The sequence below is a fragment of the Erwinia sp. B116 genome, assembly GCF_002865965.1.
Taxonomy (GTDB): Bacteria; Pseudomonadota; Gammaproteobacteria; order Enterobacterales; family Enterobacteriaceae; genus Erwinia.
Genome location: NZ_JRZZ01000048.1, coordinates 1 through 23,139, shown reverse-complemented (window position 1 = coordinate 23,139; position 23,139 = coordinate 1). Strand labels below are relative to the sequence as shown.

At 52.9% G+C, this 23,139-nt stretch carries 40 protein-coding genes and 1 pseudogene; 5 read left to right on the top strand and 36 right to left on the bottom strand.

Translation table 11 applies throughout. The annotated features are described in order from the left end of the window. The 5 genes from NV64_RS20565 to dprA form a co-directional block, all read right to left on the bottom strand. Positions 1 to 408, bottom strand: a 408-nt coding sequence (locus NV64_RS20565; RefSeq protein ID WP_146005528.1) for a shikimate dehydrogenase, incomplete at its 3' end; no start/stop codon positions are given. A 6-nt stretch (positions 409 to 414) separates the two neighbouring features. Further along, a complete protein-coding gene (gene tsaC, locus NV64_RS20560) occupies positions 415 to 981 on the bottom strand; it encodes an L-threonylcarbamoyladenylate synthase type 1 TsaC (protein ID WP_199177702.1) in 567 nt (188 codons plus the stop codon). Beyond that, entirely contained in the window at positions 965 to 1,534 is a 570-nt protein-coding gene (locus NV64_RS20555; protein WP_056232387.1) for a type I DNA topoisomerase, read from the bottom strand. The genes tsaC and NV64_RS20555 overlap by 17 nt, the downstream gene beginning before the upstream one ends. Before the next feature lie 25 nt (positions 1,535 to 1,559). Continuing rightward, on the bottom strand, positions 1,560 to 2,033 hold the full coding sequence (gene smg / locus NV64_RS20550; protein WP_056232390.1) for a DUF494 family protein Smg: 474 nt from the start codon (positions 2,031 to 2,033) through the stop codon (positions 1,560 to 1,562). Beyond that, positions 2,005 to 3,129, bottom strand: a complete 1,125-nt coding sequence (dprA, locus tag NV64_RS20545) for a DNA-protecting protein DprA (RefSeq protein WP_101506662.1) — start codon at positions 3,127 to 3,129, stop codon at positions 2,005 to 2,007. The genes smg and dprA overlap by 29 nt, the downstream gene beginning before the upstream one ends. Positions 3,130 to 3,255: 126 nt before the next feature. Between dprA and def the strand changes: the two genes are divergently transcribed. The 5 genes from def to mscL all read left to right on the top strand — a co-directional run bounded on the left by def (position 3,256) and on the right by mscL (position 8,048). Then, entirely contained in the window at positions 3,256 to 3,765 is a 510-nt protein-coding gene (gene def, locus NV64_RS20540; RefSeq protein ID WP_056232395.1) for a peptide deformylase, read from the top strand. A 23-nt stretch (positions 3,766 to 3,788) separates the two neighbouring features. Continuing rightward, positions 3,789 to 4,736 carry a methionyl-tRNA formyltransferase gene (fmt, locus tag NV64_RS20535; RefSeq protein ID WP_056232397.1) on the top strand — a complete coding sequence of 316 codons (948 nt, stop codon included), beginning with the start codon at positions 3,789 to 3,791 and terminating at the stop codon, positions 4,734 to 4,736. 49 nt (positions 4,737 to 4,785) lie between these two features. Then, complete coding sequence (rsmB, locus tag NV64_RS20530) at positions 4,786 to 6,075, top strand: 16S rRNA (cytosine(967)-C(5))-methyltransferase RsmB (RefSeq protein WP_056232399.1); 1,290 nt, start codon at positions 4,786 to 4,788, stop codon at positions 6,073 to 6,075. 60 nt (positions 6,076 to 6,135) lie between these two features. After that, positions 6,136 to 7,512: a Trk system potassium transporter TrkA gene (gene trkA / locus NV64_RS20525; RefSeq protein WP_056232401.1), complete on the top strand. Its 1,377-nt coding sequence runs from the start codon at positions 6,136 to 6,138 to the stop codon at positions 7,510 to 7,512. 122 nt (positions 7,513 to 7,634) lie between these two features. Beyond that, a complete protein-coding gene (gene mscL / locus NV64_RS20520) occupies positions 7,635 to 8,048 on the top strand; it encodes a large-conductance mechanosensitive channel protein MscL (protein ID WP_056232404.1) in 414 nt (137 codons plus the stop codon). Positions 8,049 to 8,055: 7 nt separating this feature from the next. Here the strand turns inward: mscL and NV64_RS20515 are convergent, their stop codons facing one another. The 31 genes and pseudogenes from NV64_RS20515 to tuf form a co-directional block, all read right to left on the bottom strand. Continuing rightward, positions 8,056 to 8,313 carry an alternative ribosome-rescue factor A gene (locus tag NV64_RS20515; protein ID WP_056232406.1) on the bottom strand — a complete coding sequence of 86 codons (258 nt, stop codon included), beginning with the start codon at positions 8,311 to 8,313 and terminating at the stop codon, positions 8,056 to 8,058. A 56-nt stretch (positions 8,314 to 8,369) separates the two neighbouring features. Then, entirely contained in the window at positions 8,370 to 8,801 is a 432-nt protein-coding gene (gene zntR, locus NV64_RS20510; RefSeq protein ID WP_056232409.1) for a Zn(2+)-responsive transcriptional regulator, read from the bottom strand. A 193-nt stretch (positions 8,802 to 8,994) separates the two neighbouring features. Beyond that, on the bottom strand, positions 8,995 to 9,381 hold the full coding sequence (gene rplQ, locus NV64_RS20505; protein ID WP_003850180.1) for a 50S ribosomal protein L17: 387 nt from the start codon (positions 9,379 to 9,381) through the stop codon (positions 8,995 to 8,997). A gap of 40 nt (positions 9,382 to 9,421) precedes the next feature. Continuing rightward, positions 9,422 to 10,411, bottom strand: a complete 990-nt coding sequence (gene rpoA, locus NV64_RS20500; RefSeq protein WP_056232411.1) for a DNA-directed RNA polymerase subunit alpha — start codon at positions 10,409 to 10,411, stop codon at positions 9,422 to 9,424. A 25-nt stretch (positions 10,412 to 10,436) separates the two neighbouring features. Then, positions 10,437 to 11,057, bottom strand: coding sequence for a 30S ribosomal protein S4 (gene rpsD, locus NV64_RS20495; protein ID WP_056232414.1), 621 nt, complete (start codon positions 11,055 to 11,057; stop codon positions 10,437 to 10,439). 33 nt (positions 11,058 to 11,090) lie between these two features. Beyond that, positions 11,091 to 11,480, bottom strand: a complete 390-nt coding sequence (rpsK, locus tag NV64_RS20490; RefSeq protein WP_004160563.1) for a 30S ribosomal protein S11 — start codon at positions 11,478 to 11,480, stop codon at positions 11,091 to 11,093. Positions 11,481 to 11,496: 16 nt separating this feature from the next. Beyond that, complete coding sequence (gene rpsM / locus NV64_RS20485) at positions 11,497 to 11,853, bottom strand: 30S ribosomal protein S13 (protein ID WP_056232417.1); 357 nt, start codon at positions 11,851 to 11,853, stop codon at positions 11,497 to 11,499. Between the two features lie 146 nt (positions 11,854 to 11,999). After that, positions 12,000 to 12,116 carry a 50S ribosomal protein L36 gene (rpmJ, locus tag NV64_RS20480; RefSeq protein ID WP_004160566.1) on the bottom strand — a complete coding sequence of 39 codons (117 nt, stop codon included), beginning with the start codon at positions 12,114 to 12,116 and terminating at the stop codon, positions 12,000 to 12,002. Positions 12,117 to 12,148: 32 nt separating this feature from the next. Next, positions 12,149 to 13,480, bottom strand: coding sequence for a preprotein translocase subunit SecY (gene secY / locus NV64_RS20475; protein WP_056232419.1), 1,332 nt, complete (start codon positions 13,478 to 13,480; stop codon positions 12,149 to 12,151). 7 nt (positions 13,481 to 13,487) lie between these two features. Continuing rightward, positions 13,488 to 13,922 carry a 50S ribosomal protein L15 gene (gene rplO, locus NV64_RS20470; protein ID WP_056232421.1) on the bottom strand — a complete coding sequence of 145 codons (435 nt, stop codon included), beginning with the start codon at positions 13,920 to 13,922 and terminating at the stop codon, positions 13,488 to 13,490. 3 nt (positions 13,923 to 13,925) lie between these two features. Then, on the bottom strand, positions 13,926 to 14,105 hold the full coding sequence (gene rpmD, locus NV64_RS20465) for a 50S ribosomal protein L30 (RefSeq protein ID WP_004160569.1): 180 nt from the start codon (positions 14,103 to 14,105) through the stop codon (positions 13,926 to 13,928). Between the two features lie 5 nt (positions 14,106 to 14,110). Then, on the bottom strand, positions 14,111 to 14,611 hold the full coding sequence (rpsE, locus tag NV64_RS20460) for a 30S ribosomal protein S5 (RefSeq protein WP_004160571.1): 501 nt from the start codon (positions 14,609 to 14,611) through the stop codon (positions 14,111 to 14,113). Between the two features lie 14 nt (positions 14,612 to 14,625). Further along, a complete protein-coding gene (gene rplR, locus NV64_RS20455; RefSeq protein WP_056232424.1) occupies positions 14,626 to 14,979 on the bottom strand; it encodes a 50S ribosomal protein L18 in 354 nt (117 codons plus the stop codon). Between the two features lie 9 nt (positions 14,980 to 14,988). Continuing rightward, entirely contained in the window at positions 14,989 to 15,522 is a 534-nt protein-coding gene (rplF, locus tag NV64_RS20450; RefSeq protein ID WP_056232427.1) for a 50S ribosomal protein L6, read from the bottom strand. Between the two features lie 13 nt (positions 15,523 to 15,535). Continuing rightward, complete coding sequence (gene rpsH / locus NV64_RS20445; protein WP_056232430.1) at positions 15,536 to 15,928, bottom strand: 30S ribosomal protein S8; 393 nt, start codon at positions 15,926 to 15,928, stop codon at positions 15,536 to 15,538. Between the two features lie 30 nt (positions 15,929 to 15,958). Next, on the bottom strand, positions 15,959 to 16,264 hold the full coding sequence (rpsN, locus tag NV64_RS20440; RefSeq protein WP_052902737.1) for a 30S ribosomal protein S14: 306 nt from the start codon (positions 16,262 to 16,264) through the stop codon (positions 15,959 to 15,961). Between the two features lie 14 nt (positions 16,265 to 16,278). Next, positions 16,279 to 16,818, bottom strand: a complete 540-nt coding sequence (gene rplE, locus NV64_RS20435) for a 50S ribosomal protein L5 (protein WP_056232433.1) — start codon at positions 16,816 to 16,818, stop codon at positions 16,279 to 16,281. Positions 16,819 to 16,832: 14 nt separating this feature from the next. Beyond that, positions 16,833 to 17,147, bottom strand: a complete 315-nt coding sequence (gene rplX, locus NV64_RS20430; RefSeq protein WP_056232435.1) for a 50S ribosomal protein L24 — start codon at positions 17,145 to 17,147, stop codon at positions 16,833 to 16,835. A 10-nt stretch (positions 17,148 to 17,157) separates the two neighbouring features. Next, entirely contained in the window at positions 17,158 to 17,529 is a 372-nt protein-coding gene (gene rplN / locus NV64_RS20425; RefSeq protein WP_015960712.1) for a 50S ribosomal protein L14, read from the bottom strand. 166 nt (positions 17,530 to 17,695) lie between these two features. Further along, positions 17,696 to 17,950, bottom strand: a complete 255-nt coding sequence (gene rpsQ / locus NV64_RS20420) for a 30S ribosomal protein S17 (protein WP_056232438.1) — start codon at positions 17,948 to 17,950, stop codon at positions 17,696 to 17,698. Further along, on the bottom strand, positions 17,950 to 18,141 hold the full coding sequence (rpmC, locus tag NV64_RS20415) for a 50S ribosomal protein L29 (RefSeq protein WP_048917635.1): 192 nt from the start codon (positions 18,139 to 18,141) through the stop codon (positions 17,950 to 17,952). The genes rpsQ and rpmC overlap by 1 nt, the downstream gene beginning before the upstream one ends. Then, a complete protein-coding gene (gene rplP / locus NV64_RS20410) occupies positions 18,141 to 18,551 on the bottom strand; it encodes a 50S ribosomal protein L16 (RefSeq protein ID WP_002438716.1) in 411 nt (136 codons plus the stop codon). The genes rpmC and rplP overlap by 1 nt, the downstream gene beginning before the upstream one ends. Before the next feature lie 12 nt (positions 18,552 to 18,563). Beyond that, positions 18,564 to 19,262, bottom strand: coding sequence for a 30S ribosomal protein S3 (gene rpsC, locus NV64_RS20405; protein ID WP_045854067.1), 699 nt, complete (start codon positions 19,260 to 19,262; stop codon positions 18,564 to 18,566). Positions 19,263 to 19,279: 17 nt separating this feature from the next. Beyond that, a complete protein-coding gene (gene rplV, locus NV64_RS20400; RefSeq protein WP_000447532.1) occupies positions 19,280 to 19,612 on the bottom strand; it encodes a 50S ribosomal protein L22 in 333 nt (110 codons plus the stop codon). A 12-nt stretch (positions 19,613 to 19,624) separates the two neighbouring features. Beyond that, the gene (rpsS, locus tag NV64_RS20395; RefSeq protein ID WP_004160590.1) at positions 19,625 to 19,903 is read right to left on the bottom strand and encodes a 30S ribosomal protein S19; all 279 of its coding nucleotides are present in this window, start codon (positions 19,901 to 19,903) and stop codon (positions 19,625 to 19,627) included. Between the two features lie 16 nt (positions 19,904 to 19,919). Further along, a complete protein-coding gene (gene rplB, locus NV64_RS20390) occupies positions 19,920 to 20,741 on the bottom strand; it encodes a 50S ribosomal protein L2 (RefSeq protein ID WP_056232443.1) in 822 nt (273 codons plus the stop codon). A 17-nt stretch (positions 20,742 to 20,758) separates the two neighbouring features. Then, entirely contained in the window at positions 20,759 to 21,061 is a 303-nt protein-coding gene (gene rplW, locus NV64_RS20385; RefSeq protein ID WP_056232446.1) for a 50S ribosomal protein L23, read from the bottom strand. Then, positions 21,058 to 21,663 carry a 50S ribosomal protein L4 gene (rplD, locus tag NV64_RS20380; protein WP_056232449.1) on the bottom strand — a complete coding sequence of 202 codons (606 nt, stop codon included), beginning with the start codon at positions 21,661 to 21,663 and terminating at the stop codon, positions 21,058 to 21,060. The genes rplW and rplD overlap by 4 nt, the downstream gene beginning before the upstream one ends. Before the next feature lie 10 nt (positions 21,664 to 21,673). Next, complete coding sequence (gene rplC, locus NV64_RS20375) at positions 21,674 to 22,303, bottom strand: 50S ribosomal protein L3 (RefSeq protein WP_056232452.1); 630 nt, start codon at positions 22,301 to 22,303, stop codon at positions 21,674 to 21,676. Between the two features lie 32 nt (positions 22,304 to 22,335). After that, positions 22,336 to 22,647, bottom strand: coding sequence for a 30S ribosomal protein S10 (gene rpsJ / locus NV64_RS20370; RefSeq protein ID WP_001181005.1), 312 nt, complete (start codon positions 22,645 to 22,647; stop codon positions 22,336 to 22,338). A gap of 303 nt (positions 22,648 to 22,950) precedes the next feature. Next, a pseudogene (tuf, locus tag NV64_RS20365) lies at positions 22,951 to 23,139 on the bottom strand (elongation factor Tu); the annotation flags it as partial.

Genomic DNA, 23,139 nt, shown 5'->3' with positions numbered 1-23,139 from the left:
CAGGATCACGCCGCGCGCGGCCCCTCCCGCCCCAATCAGCAGGATCCGATCGCCGGACCGGATCAGCTGCTGGCGCTGAAGATCGCTTAACAGGCCAATACCGTCGGTGTTGTCACCGAGCAGACGGCCATCGTCCAGCTTCTTCAGCGTGTTCACCGCACCGGCCAGCGCCGCACGCTCGGTCAGCTCATCGGCCAGCTCGAACGCCTGCTGCTTAAACGGTAGCGTCACGTTGGCACCGCCGCCGCCCGCCGCGATGAATTCAGCCACGCTGGCCGCAAAGCCATCCACCGGTGCGCACAGACGATCGTAAGGATGGGGAATCGCGGTCTGTTCAGCAAACAGCTGATGGATGCGCGGAGATTTACTGTGATTAATCGGATTGCCGAACACTACAAATGAGGACATCGTATTTTATCCCTGACGAATAAGGTCACCGGTGATGACATCACGAATTTCCGAAGGATTCTGACGGCCGCCGGTTTCTGCCACCAGCACCGGGAAATCGTCACCGAACTGAGCCCGCACTTCAGCCACGTTGCGGCACGGCTCAAGACCTGTCAGATTGGCACTGGTAGAGACCAGCGGTTTACCGAAGGCCTGGCACAGTTCAACCACGCCGGCATGATCGCTCACGCGCACCGCCAGTGAGCTAAACCGCCCGGTCAGCCAGCGCGGCGTATCCGCCCTTGCCGGCAGTACCCAGGTCACCGGGCCAGGCCAGCGGGAAAACATACGCTGGCGTTGCTCAGGGGTGAGCCGCTCATCGGCAATATAGGGCATCAGCTGCTGATAATCCGCGGCGATCAGGATCAACCCCTTCTCCACCGGGCGTCGTTTCAGCGCCAGCAGTTGCATTACCGCCGCTTCGCTGTCGGGGTCACAGCCTAAACCAAACACCGCTTCTGTCGGGTAGGCAATAACCGCTGACTGGCGCAGCTGCGCCACGCACTGCGATAAAGAGTCATTCACGTGATTCATCTTCACTACTGTTTCCTGCTATGACGGGTTTTCCACAGGCTTTACTGGCGCAAAAACGCTTCACGCCTCTGGCCGTTTTCTTTTCAATCAGCAACGGGAAATGGCAGTACGCGCACTCCCCTTCCTGCGGGGTAAAATTCACCGCAAACTGACAATCCGGATAACGGTCGCAGGCGTGGAAGGTTTTGCCGTAGCGCGAGCGCCGCTGCACCAGCTTGCCGCTGGAACACTGCGGGCAGGCGAGCGTAGTCTCATCCGGTTTATCGATGGTTTCGGTGTGATCGCATTCGGGATAGCGGCTGCAGGCGATAAACATGCCGTAGCGCCCCTGCCGCAGTGCCAGTTCGGCACCGCATGCAGGACAGAACTGTCCCTCAAGTACTTTAATGATGTGCCCGTCAGCCTGACGCTGAAGTGGGCGAATGAAGTCGCACTCCGGGTAGTGTGAGCAGCCCATAAAGGCACCGTGTTTTCCGGAGCGAATAACCAGCTCTGCCCCACACTGGGGGCAGGGATCATTTTTGTGCACAGCGAAAAGCGCTGTTTTGTTCATAACGTTGTCTACACCCGATCAATCTTCAGTGCAGTGTACCTTCATTGACGTCGAAAAGTAGCTCTTCCATTTGCTGGTAGGCATTTTCACATCCCGGGATGTTAAACAGCACCATCAGCACCACCCATTTGAGATCGTCCAGATCAAACTCGAGGGTATCCAGCGCCATAATACGTTCGATAACCATTTCGCGGGTGTCCAGATTCAGCACCTGAATTTGCTCAAGGAACAGAATAAAGCCGCGACAATTGGCATCTAAACGATGGCCCTCTTCCTCGGTGTAGATACGCATAGACAGCGGATCGGATGCCAGCTGAATCGGAGCGACCAGACCATCCTGATAATCTCCCAGCTTTTCCAACCAGTTCAACGCATTATAAATATCTTCACGATGAAAACCGGCGTCGGTTAAATCATCAGTCAGCTTATCCTGATCGACGCGCATTTCGGCATCGCTATGGATATAGGTTTCAAATAAGTACATTAGAACGTCGAACATGGCTTGCCCTCCTCAATCGGACATAGCCGCCGGGTACAGCTGCGATCCACCCTGCTAACTCCAGCTCAAGCAGCTTAGCTACGATGGCTGGCACAGGTTGGCCGGCACGTTCAGCGACGACGTCAACAGGTGTAACCTCATCTCCTACGTTAGCCAACAGCTCGGGAAATGGCAATGAAGGAATGCCACTCTCTGTGGAAATGTTTACCAACTGTGGCCGTTCGGGCAACCAGGCCAAATCGCTCTGTAACTGTTCAATAATATTATTTGGATGGGCAACCAGCAACGCCCCCTGTTGAATAAGCCAGTGGGTTCCTTCACTACCGGGGTTTCCCAGCGCGCCTGGCAGCGCGAAAATGTCGCGGTTTTGCTCCAGCGCCAGCCGTGCCGTCACCAGCGACCCGCTGCGCATCGCCGCTTCCACCACCAGCACGCCCAGACTTAACCCGCTGATGATCCGGTTACGGCGGGGAAAATGGCTGGCCACTGGCGGCAGGTGCAGAGGAAATTCCGAGACCAGCGTGCCCCCGGCGTCGACAATCTGGCGGGCCAGCAGCCGGTTGCGAGCAGGATAGATGGTGCTCAGCCCGCACCCCAACACCGCCAGCGTTTTTCCCTGTACCTCCAGCGCCGCACGATGCGCCACGCTGTCAACGCCCAGCGCCAGGCCGCTGGTGATGGTCAGCCCACTCAGCGCCAGCGCCTGGCAGAACCAGCTGCCCCACTCGCGGCCATAATGGGAACAGTTGCGGCTACCGACCACCGCCAGCTGTGGCGACGATAGCAGTGCCGCATCACCCTGCACGAATAACATCAACGGGAAATTACTGATGTTTCTCAGCCGGTCGGAGTAGCGGGGGTCGTTGGCAGTCAGGAAAACGTTGCCGTCCGTTTCCAGCCACGCCAGCGTTTGTTCGATGATGCGAGGGTCATAATCCAGGAATGCCCGCTGCTGCTCGACAGACAGACCCGCTGCTGCCAGCTCCACACCCGCAGGCCGGTGCAACGGCACTAGTTTGTCCAGCAAATGCAGGCGACGAAGGCTGGATAATCCCGCCACCCCGGATAATCGCAAGGCACACTCGACTGGCAACATCGTCTCTTCCCTGATTTGCCCCTTCCGGCGGAAGGTTCCCTGCGGTGAATGCTGTCAATCACCGACTGAAATGTCTACAATACGACGAATAATTCTTTCATCCCTTGAATACAGATCTGGAACGTTATGTCAGTTTTGCAGGTATTACATTTTCCTGACGATCGCCTGCGCATCGTCGCGACCCCGGTTAAGGCAGTAAACGCCGATATTCAGCGTATCGTTGATGATATGTTTGAAACGATGAAGGCCGAAGAAGGCATCGGTCTTGCCGCTACTCAGGTCGATATTCACCAGCGTATTATCGTGATTGACGTCTCAGAGAATCACGACCAGCCGCTGGTGTTAATTAACCCGGAACTGCTGGAACAGAGCGGCGAAACCGGCATCGAAGAGGGCTGCCTGTCGATCCCGGAACAGCGTGCGCTGGTACCGCGTTCAGAGAAAGTTAAGATCCGCGCGTTAGACCGTGATGGCAACAGCTTTGAGCTGGAGGCCGATGGCCTGCTTGCGATCTGCATTCAGCACGAAATGGATCACCTGGTCGGTAAACTGTTTATTGATTATCTCTCGCCGATGAAGCGTCAGCGCATCCGTCAGAAGCTCGAAAAACTGTATCGCCAGAATGCCCGTGACTGAGAGCCTTGACTAAAGGGAACACCGTGTCCGAATCGTTAAAAATCATTTTTGCCGGCACCCCTGACTTTGCAGCGCGTCATCTTGACGCGCTGTTGTCTTCCGGGCACCAGATCGTCGGCGTATTTACTCAGCCCGATCGCCCCGCCGGCCGCGGCAATAAGCTGACTGCCAGCCCGGTTAAACAACTGGCTGAGCAGCATCAGATCCCGGTGTATCAGCCTAAGTCTCTACGCCCCGAAGAGAACCAGCAGCTGGTCGCCCAGCTGAACGCTGACGTGATGGTGGTAGTGGCCTATGGCCTGATTCTGCCGAAAGCCGTGCTGGAGATGCCGCGGCTTGGCTGCATCAACGTCCACGGTTCGCTGCTGCCGCTGTGGCGTGGTGCCGCCCCGATCCAACGCTCACTGTGGGCCGGTGATGCCGAAACGGGCGTGACCATCATGCAGATGGACGTTGGCCTCGATACTGGCGATATGCTGCATAAGCTGGCGCTGCCGATTGAGCCAACCGATACCAGCGCCACGCTGTATGACAAGCTGGCACAGCTTGGGCCGGCCGGCATGCTCACCACGCTGCAGCAGTTAGCCGACGGCACCGCAGAGGTAGAAGTGCAGGACGAAGCGCGGGTCAGCTACGCTGAGAAGCTGAGTAAAGAGGAAGCGCGTCTGGACTGGTCGCTGTCTGCCGCCCAGCTGGAGCGCTGCGTCCGTGCGTTTAACCCGTGGCCGGTCAGCTATTTCATCATTGATGAACAGCCGGTTAAAGTCTGGAAAGCCTCGGTGCTGCCTGCGGTCAGCGGCCATCAGCCGGGCGAAATTCTGCAGGCAGATAAGCAGGGCATTCAGGTGGTGACCGCGAATGGCGTGCTGAATATTGAAGAGCTGCAACCCGCAGGTAAAAAAGCGATGAAAGCTCAGGACCTGCTTAACTCCCGCCGTGAATGGTTTACGCCTGGCAATATCATTGCCTGATCCCCCCGCCCGGCAGCATTGCCGGGCCGTTTGACTTGCGAATCTCACTATGAAAACAAAGATCAATTTACGCAGCGTTGCCGCGCAGACTCTCGAAAAAGTCATTGAGCAAGGGCAGTCTCTCAGTAACGTGCTGCCTGCCGCACAGAAAAGCGTGGGCGAGAAAGACAGTGCTCTGTTACAGGAGCTGTGCTACGGCGTGCTGCGTACGCTGCCGCAGCTGGAGGGGATCGTCAACAGGCTGATGTCCCGCCCGATGACCGGCAAGCAGCGGGTGCTGCACTTCCTGATTATGGTAGGCCTGTATCAGCTGATGTTTACCCGCATTCCGGCGCATGCCGCACTGGCGGAAACCGTCGAGGGGGCGGTAAGCCTTAAGCGACCGCAGTTAAAAGGGTTGATCAACGGCGTTCTGCGTCAGTTCCAGCGCCAGCAGGAAGAGCTTACACAGCAGATGAACGTCGGCGAGCAGCGCTATCTGCATCCGAAATGGCTGCTGGAACGGCTGCAACGGGCCTGGCCTGCAGAGTGGCAGCAGATCGTCGAGGCTAATAACCAGCGCCCACCGATGTGGCTGCGCGTTAACCGCCAGCACCACACCCGTGACGCCTGGCTGCAGCTGCTGCAGGAGAGCGGCAAACAGGCGTTTGCTCACCCTGAGCACGCGGATGCGCTGCGCCTGGAGGCACCGTGCGCCGTCAGCCAGCTGCCGGGATTTGAGCAGGGCTGGGTCACGGTACAGGATGCCTCCGCTCAGGGCTGCGTTGCCCTGCTCGATCCGCAGAACGGCGAGTCAATTCTCGACCTCTGCGCCGCGCCGGGCGGAAAAACCACCCATATTCTGGAGGCGGCACCTCAGGCTCAGGTGATGGCGGTCGATGTGGATGCTCAGCGCCTGGCCAGGGTCAGTGAGAACCTGCAGCGGCTGGCTATGCAGGCAGAGGTTAAGCAGGGAGACGGCCGCACGCCGGCAGAATGGTGTGGCGATCGGCAGTTCGACCGTATCTTACTGGATGCCCCCTGTTCGGCCACCGGTGTGATTCGTCGCCATCCGGATATCAAATGGCTGCGCCGCGATCGCGATATTCCTGAACTGGCCGCGCTGCAGCAGCAGATCCTCGATGCGGTCTGGCCGCACCTGAAAACCGGCGGCACTCTGCTTTACGCCACCTGCTCAATTTTGCCGGAAGAGAATCACCTGCAGATAAGCGCATTTCTGCAGCGCCACGCCGATGCCCGACTGACGGAAACCGGCACCCAGCAGCAGCCGGGCATTCAGGTGTTCCCACAGCCGGAAGGCGGTGATGGCTTCTACTACGCTAAGTTGATAAAACAGTAACAGAGATGGCACCGTCCCGCGGTGCCATAACCCGCACGATCACCAGACAGACTGAATATCATGAAAATTATCATTCTTGGCGCAGGACAGGTTGGCGGTACGCTCGCAGAGAACCTTGTCGGTGAAAACAACGATATTACCGTGGTCGACACAGACCCTCTTCGTCTGCGCCAGCTGCAGGATAAGTTTGATCTGCGGGTGGTTCAGGGCCATGGTTCGCATCCACGCGTGCTGCGGGACGCCGGCGCGGAAGATGCCGACATGCTGGTTGCCGTGACCAACTCTGACGAAACCAATATGATCGCCTGTCAGGTTGCTTATTCGCTGTTTAACACCCCAAACCGCATCGCCCGTATCCGCGCGCCGGACTACATCCGCGCCGCAGATAAGCTGTTTATCCCTGAAGCCGTGCCGATCGACCATCTGATCTCTCCCGAACAGCTGGTGATCGACAATATCTACCGGCTGATCGAGTATCCGGGTGCGCTGCAGGTGGTTAACTTTGCCGAAGGCAAAGTCAGCCTTGCGGTCGTCAAAGCCTACTACGGTGGGCCACTGGTGGGGAACGCCCTGTCGATCATGCGCGATCATATGCCACACATTGATACCCGCGTGGTGGCAATCTTTCGCCAGGACCGTCCGATCCGCCCGCAGGGATCGACGGTGATCGAGGCCGGGGATGAAGTATTCTTTATCGCCGCCAGCCAGCACATTCGGGCGGTGATGAGTGAGTATCAACGTCTGGAGAAGCCTTATAAGCGCATAATGATCGTCGGCGGCGGCAACATCGGCTTTGGCCTGGCGCAGCGGCTGGAGAAAAACTACAGCGTGAAGCTGATCGAGCGTGACCAGCAACGTGCCGCAGAACTGGCAGAGAACCTGCAGAACACCATCGTGTTTTACGGCGACGCCTCGGATCAGGAGCTGTTGGCCGAAGAGCATATCGATCAGATCGATCTGTTTATCGCCATCACCAACGATGACGAGGCCAACATCATGTCCGCGATGCTCGCCAAGCGGATGGGAGCGAAGAAAGCGATGGTGCTGATCCAGCGCCGCGCCTATGTTGACCTGGTGCAGGGCAGCGTGATCGACATTGCCATCTCCCCGCAGCAGGCCACCATTTCGGCTCTGCTGAGCCATGTGCGTAAAGCAGATATCGTCGGCGTCTCTTCCCTACGCCGCGGTGTGGCGGAAGCGATCGAGGCGATTGCCCACGGTGAAGAGTCCACCTCGCGGGTGGTGGGCCGGATGATCGAAGAGATCAAACTCCCACCGGGCACCATCATCGGCGGCGTGGTGCGCGGTAACGATGTGATGATCGCCAGTAACGATCTGCGCATTGAGCAGGGCGATCATGTGATCATGTTCCTGACCGATAAAAAATTCGTCCCTGATGTTGAGCGTCTGTTTCAGCCCAGTCCGTTCTTTCTGTAATCGCGACCCAGGCAGTTGGCAGTTCGGGACTGGGCGGGCGTTAAGGATTAATCTTTTCACGTTATGGAAAAAGTGCGATCGTTTGTTAGACTTGTATCATTGGCACAGGAATGGAGAGAAGCATGAGTTTATTCAAAGAGTTTCGCGATTTCGCGATGCGTGGCAACGTCGTCGATCTGGCGGTGGGTGTCATTATCGGAGCCGCGTTTGGCAAGATCGTCTCATCACTGGTAGCAAATATCATTATGCCGCCGCTGGGGTTGCTGATCGGTGGTGTCGACTTTAAACAGTTTAGCTGGGTGCTTAAGCCCGCTGATGGCGCCACCCCGGCCGTGGTGATGGAGTATGGTGCGTTCCTGCAGACGGTGTTTGATTTTGTTATCGTTGCGTTTGCCATCTTCATGGCCATCAAGCTGATGAACAGGCTCTATAAAAAGAAAGAAGTCGAGAAACCGGTAGCCAAACCTTCAGCGGAAGAGACCCTGCTGTCAGAAATCCGCGACCTGCTGAAAGAACAGAATAACAAACCGCTGTAATAACCGGTCAGCCTGTCAGTAAAACCGCCAGTCTGAGAGCTGGCGTTTTTTTTGCCTGAGAAAGCAGAAGGCCAGTGGTAACGTCGCTGTTAGCGGCTTTACCACTGGCCTCCCAGTTACCTTTCTGTGCGTGTTTTGCTTTGCGCCGGTAGCTGCCTTTGCCCTTCTGATTTTCTTCAACTCTGATTTTATACAACGGGTCATGCAACAGGGCTTCAAGTGCGTTATCGCGGATAATGCCTTTCTTGTGTTGATAGCGGGTCATGGATCTCTCCTTTGTGTGATTAGCGGCGATAAATATAGTCCGCTATTCGCTGAATTTCAATCTGCCGCTTTAGCATTTGATGTGCTGGCCCCCTGCTCGAGAGCTTCCAGAATAGAACAGTACCGGCTGCTGTGCGCGGTGCCGCAGCAGGCATCATTGAGCCGCGTCAGCGAACGGTGCATATGCTGCAGCTCGGCGATCATGCTCTCCACCTCGTTCAGACGCTTCTGTACGATCGATTTCGACTCCTGACAGGTATGATGCTCAGGGTCGACGCGGATCGACAGCAGTTCGCGGATCGCCTCCAGGGTGAAACCCAGCTGACGACCATAGCGAATAAACTTCAGTCGCTGCAGGTCGTTCTCACTGTAAAGCCTAAAGCCGCCCTCAGTACGAACCTGATGATCCATCATCTGTTGCTTCTCATAGAAACGAATGGTGTCCGGCGTGACGTCAGCCAGATTTGCCAGTTGCCCGATGCGGTACATAACTTCTCCTCAGTGAAACGCAAGCGGTTTTCCCTGCGGAACAGGTTAGCCTGATAGCCGGCCGATATTCGACATGGCTGCCTGGGTAAAAGAGTGGGTTAGCATAGCGCAGTTTCGGGGGAGATGACGAGCAGAGGAATTTTGGATATAAAAAAACCGGGCAAGCCCGGTTTTTTTACGTTGCAACTACAGATTACTCTGCAGCAGCTTCTGCTTGAGCTTCTGGACGATCAACCAGCTCGATGTAAGCCATCGGAGCGTTGTCACCAGCGCGGAAGCCACACTTCAGAATGCGAGTGTAACCACCGGCACGGCTCGCGAAACGCGGGCCCAGCTCGTTAAACAGTTTTGCCACGATCTCGTTATCACGAGTACGGGCGAATGCCAGACGACGATTAGCTACGCTGTCGGTCTTGGCAAGAGTAATCAGCGGCTCAACTACGCGACGCAGCTCTTTCGCTTTTGGCAGGGTCGTCTTGATAATCTCGTGACGAACCAAAGAGCCAGCCATGTTGCGGAACATAGCCTGACGATGGCTGCTGTTGCGGTTCAGTTGACGACCACTCTTACGATGGCGCATGACCTTATCCTTCTCAGTGAAACCTTAACCTGTGATCGGGTTATTCATCAGCAATGCTAGCTGGCGGCCAGTTTTCCAGGCGCATGCCCAGAGACAGACCACGAGAAGCCAGCACATCTTTAATCTCAGTAAGAGATTTTTTACCAAGGTTAGGCGTTTTAAGCAGCTCAACCTCGGTACGCTGTACCAGATCACCGATGTAGTGGATAGCTTCTGCCTTAAGGCAGTTAGCAGAGCGGACAGTCAATTCCAGATCGTCAACAGGGCGCAGCAAGATCGGATCGAATTCTGGTTTCTCTTCTTTAACTTCCGGCTGACGAACATCACGTAAGTCAACGAAAGCTTCAAGTTGTTCTGCCAGGATGGTAGCCGCACGGCGGATCGCTTCTTCAGGATCGATAGTGCCGTTGGTTTCCATTTCGATGACCAGCTTGTCCAGGTCAGTACGCTGTTCAACACGCGCTGCTTCAACATTGTAGGCAATACGCTCTACAGGGCTGTAGCAGGCGTCGACTAACAGACGACCGATCGGGCGCTCATCTTCTTCCGAATGAATTCGGGCAGACGCCGGCACATAACCACGACCACGCTGAACTTTGATACGCATGCTGATAGCGGCGTTCTCATCGGTCAGATGGCAGATCAGGTGCTGCGGCTTGACGATTTCGACATCACCATCATGGGTGATATCGGCTGCAGTCACAGGGCCAATGCCAGATTTATTCAGAGTAAGAATAACTTCATCTTTGCCCTGAACTCTTACCGCCAAACCTTTAAGGTTGAGCAGGATTTCCAGGATATCTTCCTGTACACCCTCTTTGGTGCTGTACTCATGCAGTACACCATCAATTTCAACCTCGGTCACCGCGCAACCCGGCATTGATGAAAGCAGAATACGGCGCAGCGCGTTACCAAGAGTATGGCCAAAGCCACGCTCTAAAGGCTCAAGGGTCACCTTGGCGTGCGTCGAACTCACTTGCTCGATATCTACCAGGCGCGGTTTTAGAAACTCTGTCACAGAACCCTGCATTGTGTCCTCTCTTTGGTACTAAGCCTTACTTGGAGTAAAGCTCGACGATCAGGTGTTCGTTAATGTCCGCAGACAGATCGGTACGTTCAGGAATACGCTTGAACACACCTTCCATCTTAGTCGCATCAACTTCCAGCCAGGTTGGCTTTTCACGCTGCTCAGCCAGCTCCAGAGCGGCTTTCACGCGAGACTGCTTTTTGGCTTTCTCACGGATGCTAACAACGTCATTCGGAGTTACCTGATAAGAAGCGATGCTGACAACGCGACCGTTTACCATAACAGATTTGTGGCTAACCAGCTGACGTGCTTCTGCACGAGTGGCGCCAAAGCCCATACGGTAAACAACGTTATCCAGACGACCTTCCAGCAGAGCTAACAGGTTTGCACCGGTGTTGCCTTTCAGACGTGCTGCTTCTTTATAATAGTTACGGAACTGACGCTCCAGCACGCCGTAGATACGACGAACTTTCTGCTTTTCACGTAACTGTACGCCATAGTCAGACAGACGTGGCTTGCGCGCACCGTGCTGACCAGGAGCTTGTTCAATCTTACACTTGGTATCAATCGCGCGAACGCCAGACTTAAGGAACAGGTCTGTGCCTTCACGACGGCTCAGCTTGAGCTTAGGACCCAAATATCTTGCCATTTTCTTTCTCCAACATTCCTAAAAAACGGGGCGTTATACGCGACGTTTTTTCGGCGGACGACAACCGTTGTGAGGGATCGGAGTCACATCAGTAATATTAGTGATGCGGAAACCAGCAGCGTTCAGAGCACGAATCGTTGATTCGCGGCCTGGACCTGGACCCTTAACCATAACTTCCAAGTTCTTAATACCGTAATCTTTCACGGCCTCTGCGCAACGTTCAGCAGCAACCTGTGCAGCGAACGGCGTAGATTTACGAGAACCACGGAAACCGGAACCACCGGCTGTTGCCCAACCCAGCGCATTACCCTGACGATCGGTAATAGTGACGATGGTGTTGTTGAAAGATGCATGGACATGAGCCACGCCATCAGAGACTTGCTTTCTTACACGCTTACGTGCACGAACTGGTGCCTTTGCCATTATTCAATCACCCCGATTATTTCTTGATCGGTTTACGCGGACCCTTACGGGTACGTGCGTTGGTCTTGGTACGCTGACCGCGTACTGGAAGACCACGACGATGGCGTAAACCACGATAGCAGCCAAGGTCCATAAGACGCTTGATGCTCAGGGTAATTTCACGACGCAGATCGCCTTCAACAACATACTTTGCAACAGCGTCACGCAGAATGTCGATTTGCTCTTCAGACAGCTCTCTGATCTTAACATTTTCAGCAATACCCGTTGCTGCACAGATAGCCTGTGAGCGGGTTTTACCGATGCCGAAGATTGCAGTTAATGCAATAACGGTATGTTTCTGATCAGGAATGTTAATGCCTGCTATACGGGCCACTATGCACTCCTATTAAATTACTTATGCGTCCCATGCCGAAAAGCCCGTTTTCAGGATACTCAAATGGAAACGCATAGACATACAAAAGATTGGCTGGCTAATCTAGCCAGCTCAACCCAACTTTGCAAGAAAAATATGCGATTAAATCAGCCTTGGCGCTGTTTATGCTTTGGCTCGGCGCTGCAGATCACACGTACGACGCCGTCGCGACGGATGATTTTGCAGTTACGACATAATTTCTTGACGGAAGCACGAACTTTCATTTTTACTCTCCGTAACTTCTCAAGCGCCTGAATTAACGGCCGTAGCCCTTCAGGTTTGCTTTCTTCAATGCAGACTCGTACTGACTAGACATCATCAGAGTTTGCACTTGAGCCATAAAGTCCATGATGACAACCACTACGATCAGCAGTGATGTACCGCCGAAGTAGAATGGAACTTTCATCGCATCACGCATGAACTCCGGGATCAGGCAGATAAAGGTAATGTACAGCGCCCCGATAAGGGTTAAACGCGTCATTACTTTATCGATGTACTTCGCCGTTTGTTCTCCCGGACGAATACCTGGTACAAATGCACCAGACTTCTTCAGGTTATCTGCTGTTTCACGTGGGTTGAACACCAACGCTGTGTAGAAGAAACAGAAGAAGATGATTGCAGTCGCATAGAGTAACACATAAAGCGGCTGACCTGGTTGCAAATACATCGAAATAGTTGTCAACCAGTTCCAGCCCGTACCGCCCCCGAACCATGACGCGATGGTTGCCGGGAACAGAATGATGCTGGAGGCGAAGATCGCTGGGATAACCCCGGCCATATTCACTTTCAACGGTAAATGTGTGCTCTGCGCAGCATAGACACGACGGCCTTGCTGACGTTTCGCATAGTTCACCACAATGCGGCGTTGACCACGCTCAACGAAAACAACGAAGAAGGTCACTGCAAATACGAGAACTGCAACCAACAGCAACAGGAGGAAGTGCAGGTCGCCTTGCCGCGCTTGCTCGATGGTATGGCCAATGGCCGGCGGTAGACCCGCAACGATACCCGCGAAGATTATGATCGAGATACCGTTGCCGATACCTCGTTCAGTAATCTGCTCACCCAGCCACATCAGGAACATGGTTCCGGTGACCAGGCTGACAACAGCGGTAAAGTAGAAGGCGAAGCCAGGGTTTAACACCAGACCTTGCATTCCAGGCATATTCGGCAGGCCGGTAGCAATACCGACCGCCTGGAATATACCGAGTACCAGAGTACCGTAACGGGTGTACTGGCTTATCTTACGACGGCCAGCCTCCCCTTCTTTCTTGATTTCAGCTAACGCGGGATGAACCACCGTCAGCAGCTGGATAATAATAGAGGCCGAAATGTACGGCATAATACCCAGGGCAAAGATAGAAGCACGGCTCAGAGCACCACCAGAGAACATGTTAAACATCTCAATGATGGTGCCACGCTGTTGCTCAAGCAACTTGGCAAGTACAGTGGCATCAATACCAGGGATTGGAATAAAAGAGCCAATACGGAAAACAATCAGCGCCCCGATCACAAACAGAAGTCTGCGTTTCAGTTCGCCAAAACCCCCTTTGGCACTTTGAAAATCTAATCCCGGTTGTTTAGCCATCTGCTACTTATTCCTCAATTTTCCCGCCGGCAGCTTCGATTGCAACACGAGCGCCTTTGGTCACACGCAGACCGCGGATTGTTACCGGTACAGAAACTTCACCAGACAGGATCACTTTCGCGAACTCAATCTGAATACCGATAATGTTTGCCGCTTTCAGCGTGTTCAGGTCGACGATGCCGCCTTCAACTTTCGCCAGGTCAGACAGACGAACTTCAGTTGTCACCATTGCTTTACGCGAGGTGAAACCGAACTTCGGCAGACGACGGTACAGAGGCATCTGGCCGCCTTCGAACCCACGACGTACGCCACCGCCAGAACGAGAGTTCTGACCTTTGTGACCACGACCGCCGGTTTTACCGAGGCCAGAACCGATACCACGACCCAGACGCTTGGAAGCGTGCTTAGAACCGTCGGCCGGAGACAGAGTATTTAAACGCATCTGTTACTCCTCCACTTTAACCATGTAGGAAATCGCGTTAACCATGCCGCGTACAGCTGGCGTGTCTTCGCGCTCTACGGTGTGGTTAATACGACGCAGACCCAGGCCAAGCAGCGTTGCCTTATGTTTAGGCAGACGGCCGATCGAACTACGGGTTTGAGTAATTTTAATAGTCTTAGCCATGGTCATTACCCCAGAATGTCTTCAACGGATTTGCCACGCTTGGCAGCAACCATCTCTGGAGAATTCATGTTGGCCAGGCCATCCAGAGTTGCACGAACCACGTTAATCGGGTTGGTGGAACCGTAGGCTTTAGCCAGAACGTTATGAACCCCAGCGACTTCCAGAACGGCGCGCATTGCACCGCCGGCAATGATACCGGTACCTTCAGAAGCAGGCTGCATGAACACGCGAGAACCTGTGTGCACGCCTTTAACAGGGTGCTGCAGGGTGCCGTTGTTCAGCGCGACGTTAATCATATTGCGACGGGCTTTTTCCATCGCTTTCTGGATCGCTGCTGGAACTTCACGCGCTTTACCGTAACCAAAACCGATGCGGCCATTACCGTCACCAACAACAGTCAGAGCTGTGAAGGAGAAAATACGACCACCTTTTACGGTTTTAGATACGCGATTTACCGCGATCAGCTTTTCCTGCAGTTCGCCAGCTTGTTTTTCGATGTGTGCCATCTTACACCTCTACCTTAGAACTGTAGGCCAGCTTCACGGGCAGCATCTGCCAGTGCCTGGACACGACCATGATATTGGAAACCAGAACGGTCGAAAGAAACACCAGTGATGCCTTTTTCGATTGCGCGTTCAGCAACTGCTTTACCAACAGCAGCAGCAGCGTCTTTGTTTCCAGTGTACTTCAGTTGCTCACTGATAGCTTTTTCTACTGTAGAAGCAGCCACCAGGATTTCAGAACCGTTAGGTGCGATTACCTGTGCGTAAATATGACGCGGGGTACGATGTACCACCAGGCGAGTAGCACCCAGCTCTTTGAGCTTGCGACGTGCGCGGGTCGCACGACGGATACGAGCAGATTTCTTATCCATAGTGTTACCTTACTTCTTCTTAGCCTCTTTGGTACGCACGACTTCGTCGGCGTAACGAACACCCTTGCCTTTATAAGGCTCAGGACGACGGTAGGCGCGCAGATCTGCTGCAACCTGACCAATCAGCTGTTTATCAGCGCCTTTCAGCACGATTTCAGTCTGAGTTGGACATTCAGCAGTGATCCCCGCTGGCAGCGCATGCTCAACTGGGTGAGAGAAGCCAAGAGCTAAACTCACTGCGTTGCCTTTGATGGCTGCACGATAACCTACACCAACCAGCTGCAGCTTCTTAGTGAAGCCTTCGGTAACACCGATAACCATACCGTTCAGCAGGGCACGAGAAGTACCAGCCTGCGCCCAAGCGTCTGAAAAACCTTCGCGCGGAGCGAAAGTCAGGACGTTGTCAGCATGCTTAACTTCAACAGCGCTGTTAATAGTACGAGTCAGCTCGCCGTTTTTACCTTTAATCGAAATTACCTGACCGTCGAGTTTTACCTCTACGCCGGCAGGAATAACGACAGGTGCTTTAGCAACACGAGACATTAGTTTCCTCCGATTAAGCTACGTAGCAGATAATTTCGCCACCAAGACCAGCTTGGCGCGCTGCACGATCGGTCATAACACCTTTAGAGGTAGAAATAACAGCGATACCCAGTCCAGCCATAACTTTTGGCAGTTCGTCTTTGCGCTTATAAATGCGCAGACCTGGACGGCTAACACGCTGAATGCTCTCTACCACAGCTTTGCCCTGGAAATACTTAAGAGTCAGTTCCAGTTCTTGCTTGATGTCGCCTACAACTTTAAATTCTTCGACATAGCCTTCTTCTTTCAGCACAGCAGCAATTGCCACTTTCAGCTTGGAGGAAGGCATGGTGACCGCAACTTTGTTAGCGGCCTGACCGTTACGGATACGGGTCAGCATATCCGCGATCGGATCTTGCATGCTCATCTGTATTTACTCCCGTGATTCAATTGGTAATTACCAGCTAGCCTTTTTCAAGCCAGGCACTTCACCGCGCATGGCGGCTTCACGCAGCTTGATACGGCTCAACCCGAATTTGCCCACATAACCATGTGGACGACCAGTCTGGCGGCAGCGGTTACGCTGACGGGACGGGCTGGAATCACGCGGCAGAGTTTGCAGCTTGAGAACAGCATTCCAACGATCTTCGTCGGATGAGTTCACACTAGAGATGATAGCTTTCAATTCCTCGCGTTTAGCGCGGTATTTATCAGCCAGTTTTACGCGAACAACTTCGCGTGCCTTCATCGATTGCTTAGCCATGAAGTAACCCTACCTTACTTGCGGAACGGGAAGTCAAAAGCAGCCAGCAGTGCACGGCCTTCATCGTCAGATTTCGCAGTAGTGGTAATGGTGATATCCAAACCACGAACGCGATCGACTTTATCGTAGTCGATTTCTGGGAAGATGATCTGCTCACGAACGCCCATGCTGTAGTTACCACGACCATCGAATGACTTAGCAGACAGGCCGCGGAAGTCACGAATACGTGGAACAGCAATAGAGATCAGACGCTCAAAGAACTCCCACATGCGTTCGCCACGCAGAGTTACTTTACAGCCGATCGGATAGCCCTGACGGATTTTGAAGCCTGCAACTGATTTGCGTGCTTTGGTGATAAACGGCTTTTGGCCGGAGATTGCTGCCAGGTCAGCTGCTGCGTTATCCAGCAGTTTCTTGTCAGCGATCGCTTCACCAACACCCATGTTCAGGGTGATCTTCTCGACCCGAGGGACTTGCATGACAGAATTGTAGCTAAACTCAGTCATGAGTTTTTTAACTACTTCGTCTTTGTAGTAATCATGCAGTTTCGCCATCGTACTACTCCAAATTACTTGATAGTTTCACTATTAGACTTGAAGAAACGGACTTTTTTGCCGTCTTCGAATCTAAAGCCTACACGGTCAGCCTTACCGGTTGCCGAGTTGAACAGCGCAACGTTAGAAACCTGAATAGCAGCTTCTTTTTCAACGATGCCACCTGGTTGGTTCAGAGCCGGAACCGGCTTCTGATGTTTCTTCACCAGGTTGATACCTTCAACGATCAGTTTTCCTGCAGACAGAACATTTTTTACTTTACCGCGCTTACCTTTATCTTTACCGGTAAGAACGATAACTTCGTCATCGCGACGGATTTTAGCTGCCATTTTTCGCTCCTTAGAGTACTTCTGGTGCCAGAGAGATAATTTTCATGAACTTTTCAGTACGAAGTTCACGAGTTACCGGCCCAAAAATACGCGTTCCGATAGGCTGCTCGCTGTTATTGTTTAAAATAACGCATGCATTACCATCGAAGCGAATGACAGAACCGTCCGGGCGACGAACACCCTTCCTGGTGCGCACCACTACCGCTTTCAGCACATCACCCTTCTTAACCTTACCGCGAGGAATTGCTTCCTTGATGGTAATTTTGATGATGTCGCCTACGCCTGCGTAGCGACGGTGCGAGCCACCCAGAACCTTGATACACATTACGCGACGTGCACCGGAGTTGTCGGCGACGGTCAGCATAGTCTGTTCTTGGATCATTTTAGTGCTCCGCTAATGTCAACTACTACTTCGGGACCTGATTCAGGTCGATTAAAAGCCCCACAATTGAGGGCGCGGCATTATAACACCACTTCTCGCATATGGGTAGAAAAAATGAACGGCCCTGTCGAGCCGTTCATCTTATTTTTAGAGAAGGCGAATTCTATTACAGAATCGCTTTCTCTACAACGCGAACCAGCGTCCAGGACTTAGTCTTGGACAGTGGACGGCATTCGCGGATTTCAACCACGTCGCCGATACCACATTCGTTGTTCTCGTCGTGTACGTGCAGTTTGGTCGTACGCTTGATGAACTTCCCGTAGATTGGGTGTTTCACAACACGTTCGATAGAGACAACGATGGATTTCTCCATTTTGTCACTAGTCACACGACCTTGCAGAGTACGGATTTTATCGGTCATTACGCACCCGCCTTCTCAGTCAGTAAAGTCTTAACGCGTGCAACATCACGACGAACATTCTTCAGGACATGAGTCTGTTGAAGTTGGCCAGATGCTGCCTGCATGCGCAGGTTAAATTGCTCACGCAGCAGATTAAGCAGCTCAGTGTTAAGCTCTTCAACGCTTTTTTCACGCAGCTCAGTTGCTTTCATTACATCACCGTCTTAGTTACAAAGGTGGTTTTGATAGGCAGTTTTGCTGCTGCCAGCTTGAATGCTTCACGGGCCAGCTCTTCCGGAACACCGTCCATTTCATACAGGACTTTACCTGGCTGGATCAAGGCAACCCAATACTCCACGTTACCTTTACCTTTACCCATACGCACTTCCAGCGGCTTCTCGGTAATTGGTTTGTCCGGGAATACACGGATCCAAATTTTACCTTGACGCTTAACTGCACGGGTCATAGCACGACGTGCTGCTTCGATCTGACGTGCAGTCAGACGACCACGGCCAACAGCTTTCAGACCGAAAGTACCGAAGCTAACATCCGTACCCTGCGCCAGACCACGGTTGCGGCCTTTGTGCACTTTACGGAATTTTGTACGCTTTGGTTGTAACATCAGCGACTCTCCTTACTTACGGCCTTTACGCTGCTGCTTTTTAGGTTGAGCAGCCGGTTCCGGTTGTTCAACAGCAGCCATACCACCCAGGATCTCACCTTTGAAGATCCATACCTTAACGCCGATTACACCATAAGTGGTGTGGGCTTCAGAGGTGTTGTAGTCAATGTCTGCACGCAGAGTGTGCAGTGGCACGCGGCCTTCACGGTACCATTCGGTACGCGCGATTTCTGCACCGCCCAGACGGCCACTAACTTCAACTTTAATCCCTTTAGCGCCCAGACGCATTGCGTTCTGTACAGCACGCTTCATAGCACGACGGAACATCACACGACGCTCCAGCTGTGAAGTGATGCTGTCAGCAACCAGCTTAGCGTCCAGCTCCGGTTTACGGACTTCGGCGATATTAATCTGTGCAGGAACGCCAGCGATATCCGCGACGACCTTGCGCAGTTTTTCTACATCTTCACCTTTCTTACCGATAACGATGCCAGGACGAGCGGTGTGAATGGTCACACGGATGCTCTTAGCCGGACGCTCGATAACGATACGAGAGACGGATGCTTTAGACAGTTCCTTGGTCAGGAACTGACGAACTTTAAAGTCGCTGTCCAGGTTGTCAGCGAATTCTTTGGTATTTGCGAACCAGGTAGAGTTCCAGGGTTTAACAATACCCAGGCGAATACCATTAGGATGTACTTTCTGACCCATTGCTAGTCTCCAGAGTCTCAGCGATCGGACACAACCACAGTAATGTGGCTGGTGCGCTTCAGGATGCGATCTGCACGACCTTTTGCACGAGGCATAATGCGCTTCATGCTTGGGCCTTCGTCTACGAAGATCTTCGTGACTTTCAGATCATCAATGTCAGCGCCATCGTTGTGTTCGGCGTTAGCAATGGCAGATTCCAGGACTTTCTTAACCAATACAGCAGCTTTCTTATTGGTGTAGGTCAGAATATCCAGAGCCTGCGACACTTTCTTACCGCGTACAAGATCTGCTACCAGGCGAACCTTCTGGGCAGAAGAACGAGCGTGGCGATGTTTAGCGATAGTTTCCATCTCTTCCTCCTGTTAGCGTTTCTTGGCTTTCTTATCTGCCGCGTGGCCGCGATAAGTACGAGTCGGTGCAAATTCACCCAGTTTGTGACCGACCATTTCGTCGGAAACAAAGACAGGAACGTGCTGACGACCATTATGGACAGCGATGGTCAAACCGATCATGTTAGGGAAGATCGTTGAACGACGGGACCAAGTGCGCAGTGGCTTCTTGTCTCCGCTTTCCAAAGCTTTCTCTACCTTCTTCAGCAAGTGCAGGTCAATAAAAGGACCTTTCTTGAGAGAACGTGGCATGGCTTATCCTCTAAAATTATTTGCTACGGCGACGTACGATAAATTTATCAGTACGCTTGTTGCTGCGGGTTTTCTTACCTTTGGTCTGAACGCCCCACGGAGTTACCGGGTGCTTACCAAAGTTTTTACCCTCACCACCACCGTGCGGGTGATCGACTGGGTTCATCGCAGTACCGCGAACGGTAGGACGAACACCACGCCAACGAGTTGCACCGGCTTTACCCAGAACGCGAAGCATGTGCTCCGAGTTACCGACTTCGCCCAGGGTCGCGCGGCAGTCGATTTCGACTTTACGCATTTCACCAGAACGCAGACGCAGGGTAACGTAAGAACCATCACGCGCAACGATCTGCACGTAAGTACCAGCTGAGCGAGCAATCTGACCGCCTTTGCCTGGTTTCATTTCTACGTTGTGAACGGTAGAACCCACTGGGATGTTACGCATTGGCAGGGTGTTACCCGCTTTAATCGCAGCATCAACGCCAGACTGAATCTGATCGCCAGCTTTCAGGCCTTTAGGGGCCAGGATGTAACGGCGCTCACCATCTTTGTACAGAACCAGTGCGATGTTCGCAGAGCGGTTCGGATCGTACTCAAGACGTTCAACGGTCGCTGGGATACCATCTTTGTTGCGTTTGAAGTCAACAATACGGTAAGCCTGCTTGTGACCACCACCGATATGACGGGTAGTGATGCGACCATTGTTGTTACGGCCGCCGGATTTGCTGTTTTTCTCAACCAGCGGGGCGAATGGTTTGCCCTTGTGCAGCTCCGCGTTTACCACTTTAACTACGTGGCGACGACCCGGAGATGTCGGTTTACATTTAACAATTGCCATTGTTCTTCTCCTCCGACTTACTCAGCGCCGCCTGCGAAGTCCAGATTCTGGCCTTCTTTCAGGGTGACGTAAGCTTTTTTCCAGTCGCTACGACGACCAATACGCTGACCTGAACGCTTAGTCTTGCCTTTAACCAGCAAGGTGTTCACGGTTTCTACTTCCACTTCGAAAAGTTTCTGCACAGCGGCTTTGATTTCTGCTTTGGTCGCGTCTTTCGCAACTTTGAGAACGATGGTGTTAGTTTTTTCCATCGCAGCAGATGCTTTTTCAGATACGTGCGGCGCGCGCAGTACTTTCAGCAGACGTTCTTCACGGATCATGCCAGCATCTCCTCAACTTGCTTAACTGCATCAGCAGTCATAACGACTTTGTCGAAGGCGATCAGGCTAACTGGGTCGATACCCGCTGCATCACGTACGTCAACCTTGTACAGGTTACGTGCGGCCAGGAACAGGTTCTCTTCCAGTTCGCCAGTGATGATCAGCACGTCTTCCAGAGCCATGTCTTTCAGTTTCTCTACCAGCAGCTTAGTTTTAGGCGCTTCCAGAGAGAACTGCTCGACAACGATCAGACGTTCTTGACGTACCAGTTCGGACAGGATGCTTTTCAGCGCGCCGCGGTACATCTTTTTGTTTACTTTTTGACTGTGGTCCTGTGGCTTCGCAGCAAAGGTCACACCACCTGAACGCCAGATTGGGCTCTTAACAGAACCTGCACGAGCGCGGCCGGTACCTTTCTGGCGCCATGGCTTTTTGCCTGAACCAGTTACTTCAGCACGAGTCTTCTGAGCACGAGTACCCTGACGAGCACCTGCTGCATAAGCAACAACAACCTGGTGTACCAGCGCTTCGTTGAAATCACGACCGAAGGTAGTTTCGGAAACAGTCAGCGCGCTTTGCGCGTCTTTCAATACTAATTCCATTGCTATCCCCTTACGCCTTAACAGCTGGTTTAACGATCAGGTCGCTACCGGTAGCACCGGGAACTGCACCTTTAACCAGCAGCAGGTTGCGCTCAGCGTCAACGCGTACCACATCCAGGCTCTGAACGGTTACACGTTCGTTACCCAGCTGGCCTGCCATTTTCTTGCCTTTGAACACTTTGCCCGGAGTCTGGTTCTGACCGATAGAACCCGGAACGCGGTGGGACAAGGAGTTACCGTGGGTAGCATCCTGGGTACGGAAGTTCCAGCGCTTAACAGTACCGGCAAAACCTTTACCTTTAGATGTACCAGTCACGTCAACTTTTTTCACATCAGCGAAAATGTCAACGTTAATGCTCTGACCTACGGTGAATTCTTCGCCTTCGGCGGTACGGAATTCCCACAGACCACGGCCAGCTTCAACGCCAGCTTTAGCAAAATGACCTGCTTCAGGCTTAGTTACACGGTTTGCTTTTTTAGCACCGGTAGTTACCTGAACAGCGGTGTAGCCGTCGTTCGCCAGGCCTTTAACCTGAGTCACGCGGTTTGCTTCAATTTCGATCACGGTTACTGGGATAGAAACGCCATCTTCAGTGAAGATACGAGTCATGCCCACTTTTTTACCGACTAAACCAATCATTGTTTCAACCTCTCAATCGCTCAATGACCTGATTAACCCAGGCTGATCTGCACGTCAACACCTGCAGCCAGATCCAGACGCATCAGAGCATCAACCGTTTTTTCAGTTGGCTCAACGATGTCAACCAGACGCTTGTGAGTGCGAATTTCATACTGATCGCGCGCGTCTTTGTTGACGTGCGGGGAGATCAGAACGGTAAAGCGCTCTTTGCGGGTCGGCAGCGGGATAGGACCACGTACCTGCGCACCAGTGCGCTTGGCAGTCTCTACGATTTCCGCAGTTGATTGATCGATCAGACGATGATCAAACGCTTTAAGACGGATACGGATTCTTTGGTTCTGCATGAGACCAGAGCTCCAATTATTTATAAACGAAAAGAATTACTACTCATATCCATTACGATTGATGGAAGAGTGTAATCGTTAAGCACATAACCCGCATATCGCGAGTATTGTTGGTCACTGCTTTCGCAACGACCTGCAATTCATATTGAATCGCGCCTTACCATATTGGCAGGCCCGCGTATTATACGTGCATACGCGATTAAAGCAACTACCCTGCGTGATTTATCGCATAAAAAAAGAGCGCCGAAGCGCTCTCTTTTCTGTGCTCTGGCAGAGCAGGCTCTGCCAGTACAAGTCTCACAATTAAGCGATAACTTTAGCAACAACACCTGCACCAACGGTACGGCCGCCTTCGCGAATTGCGAAACGCAGACCGTCGTCCATTGCGATTGGGTGGATCAGGGTAACAACCATCTGGATGTTGTCGCCTGGCATTACCATCTCTACGCCTTCTGGCAGTTCGATGGTACCGGTCACGTCAGTTGTACGGAA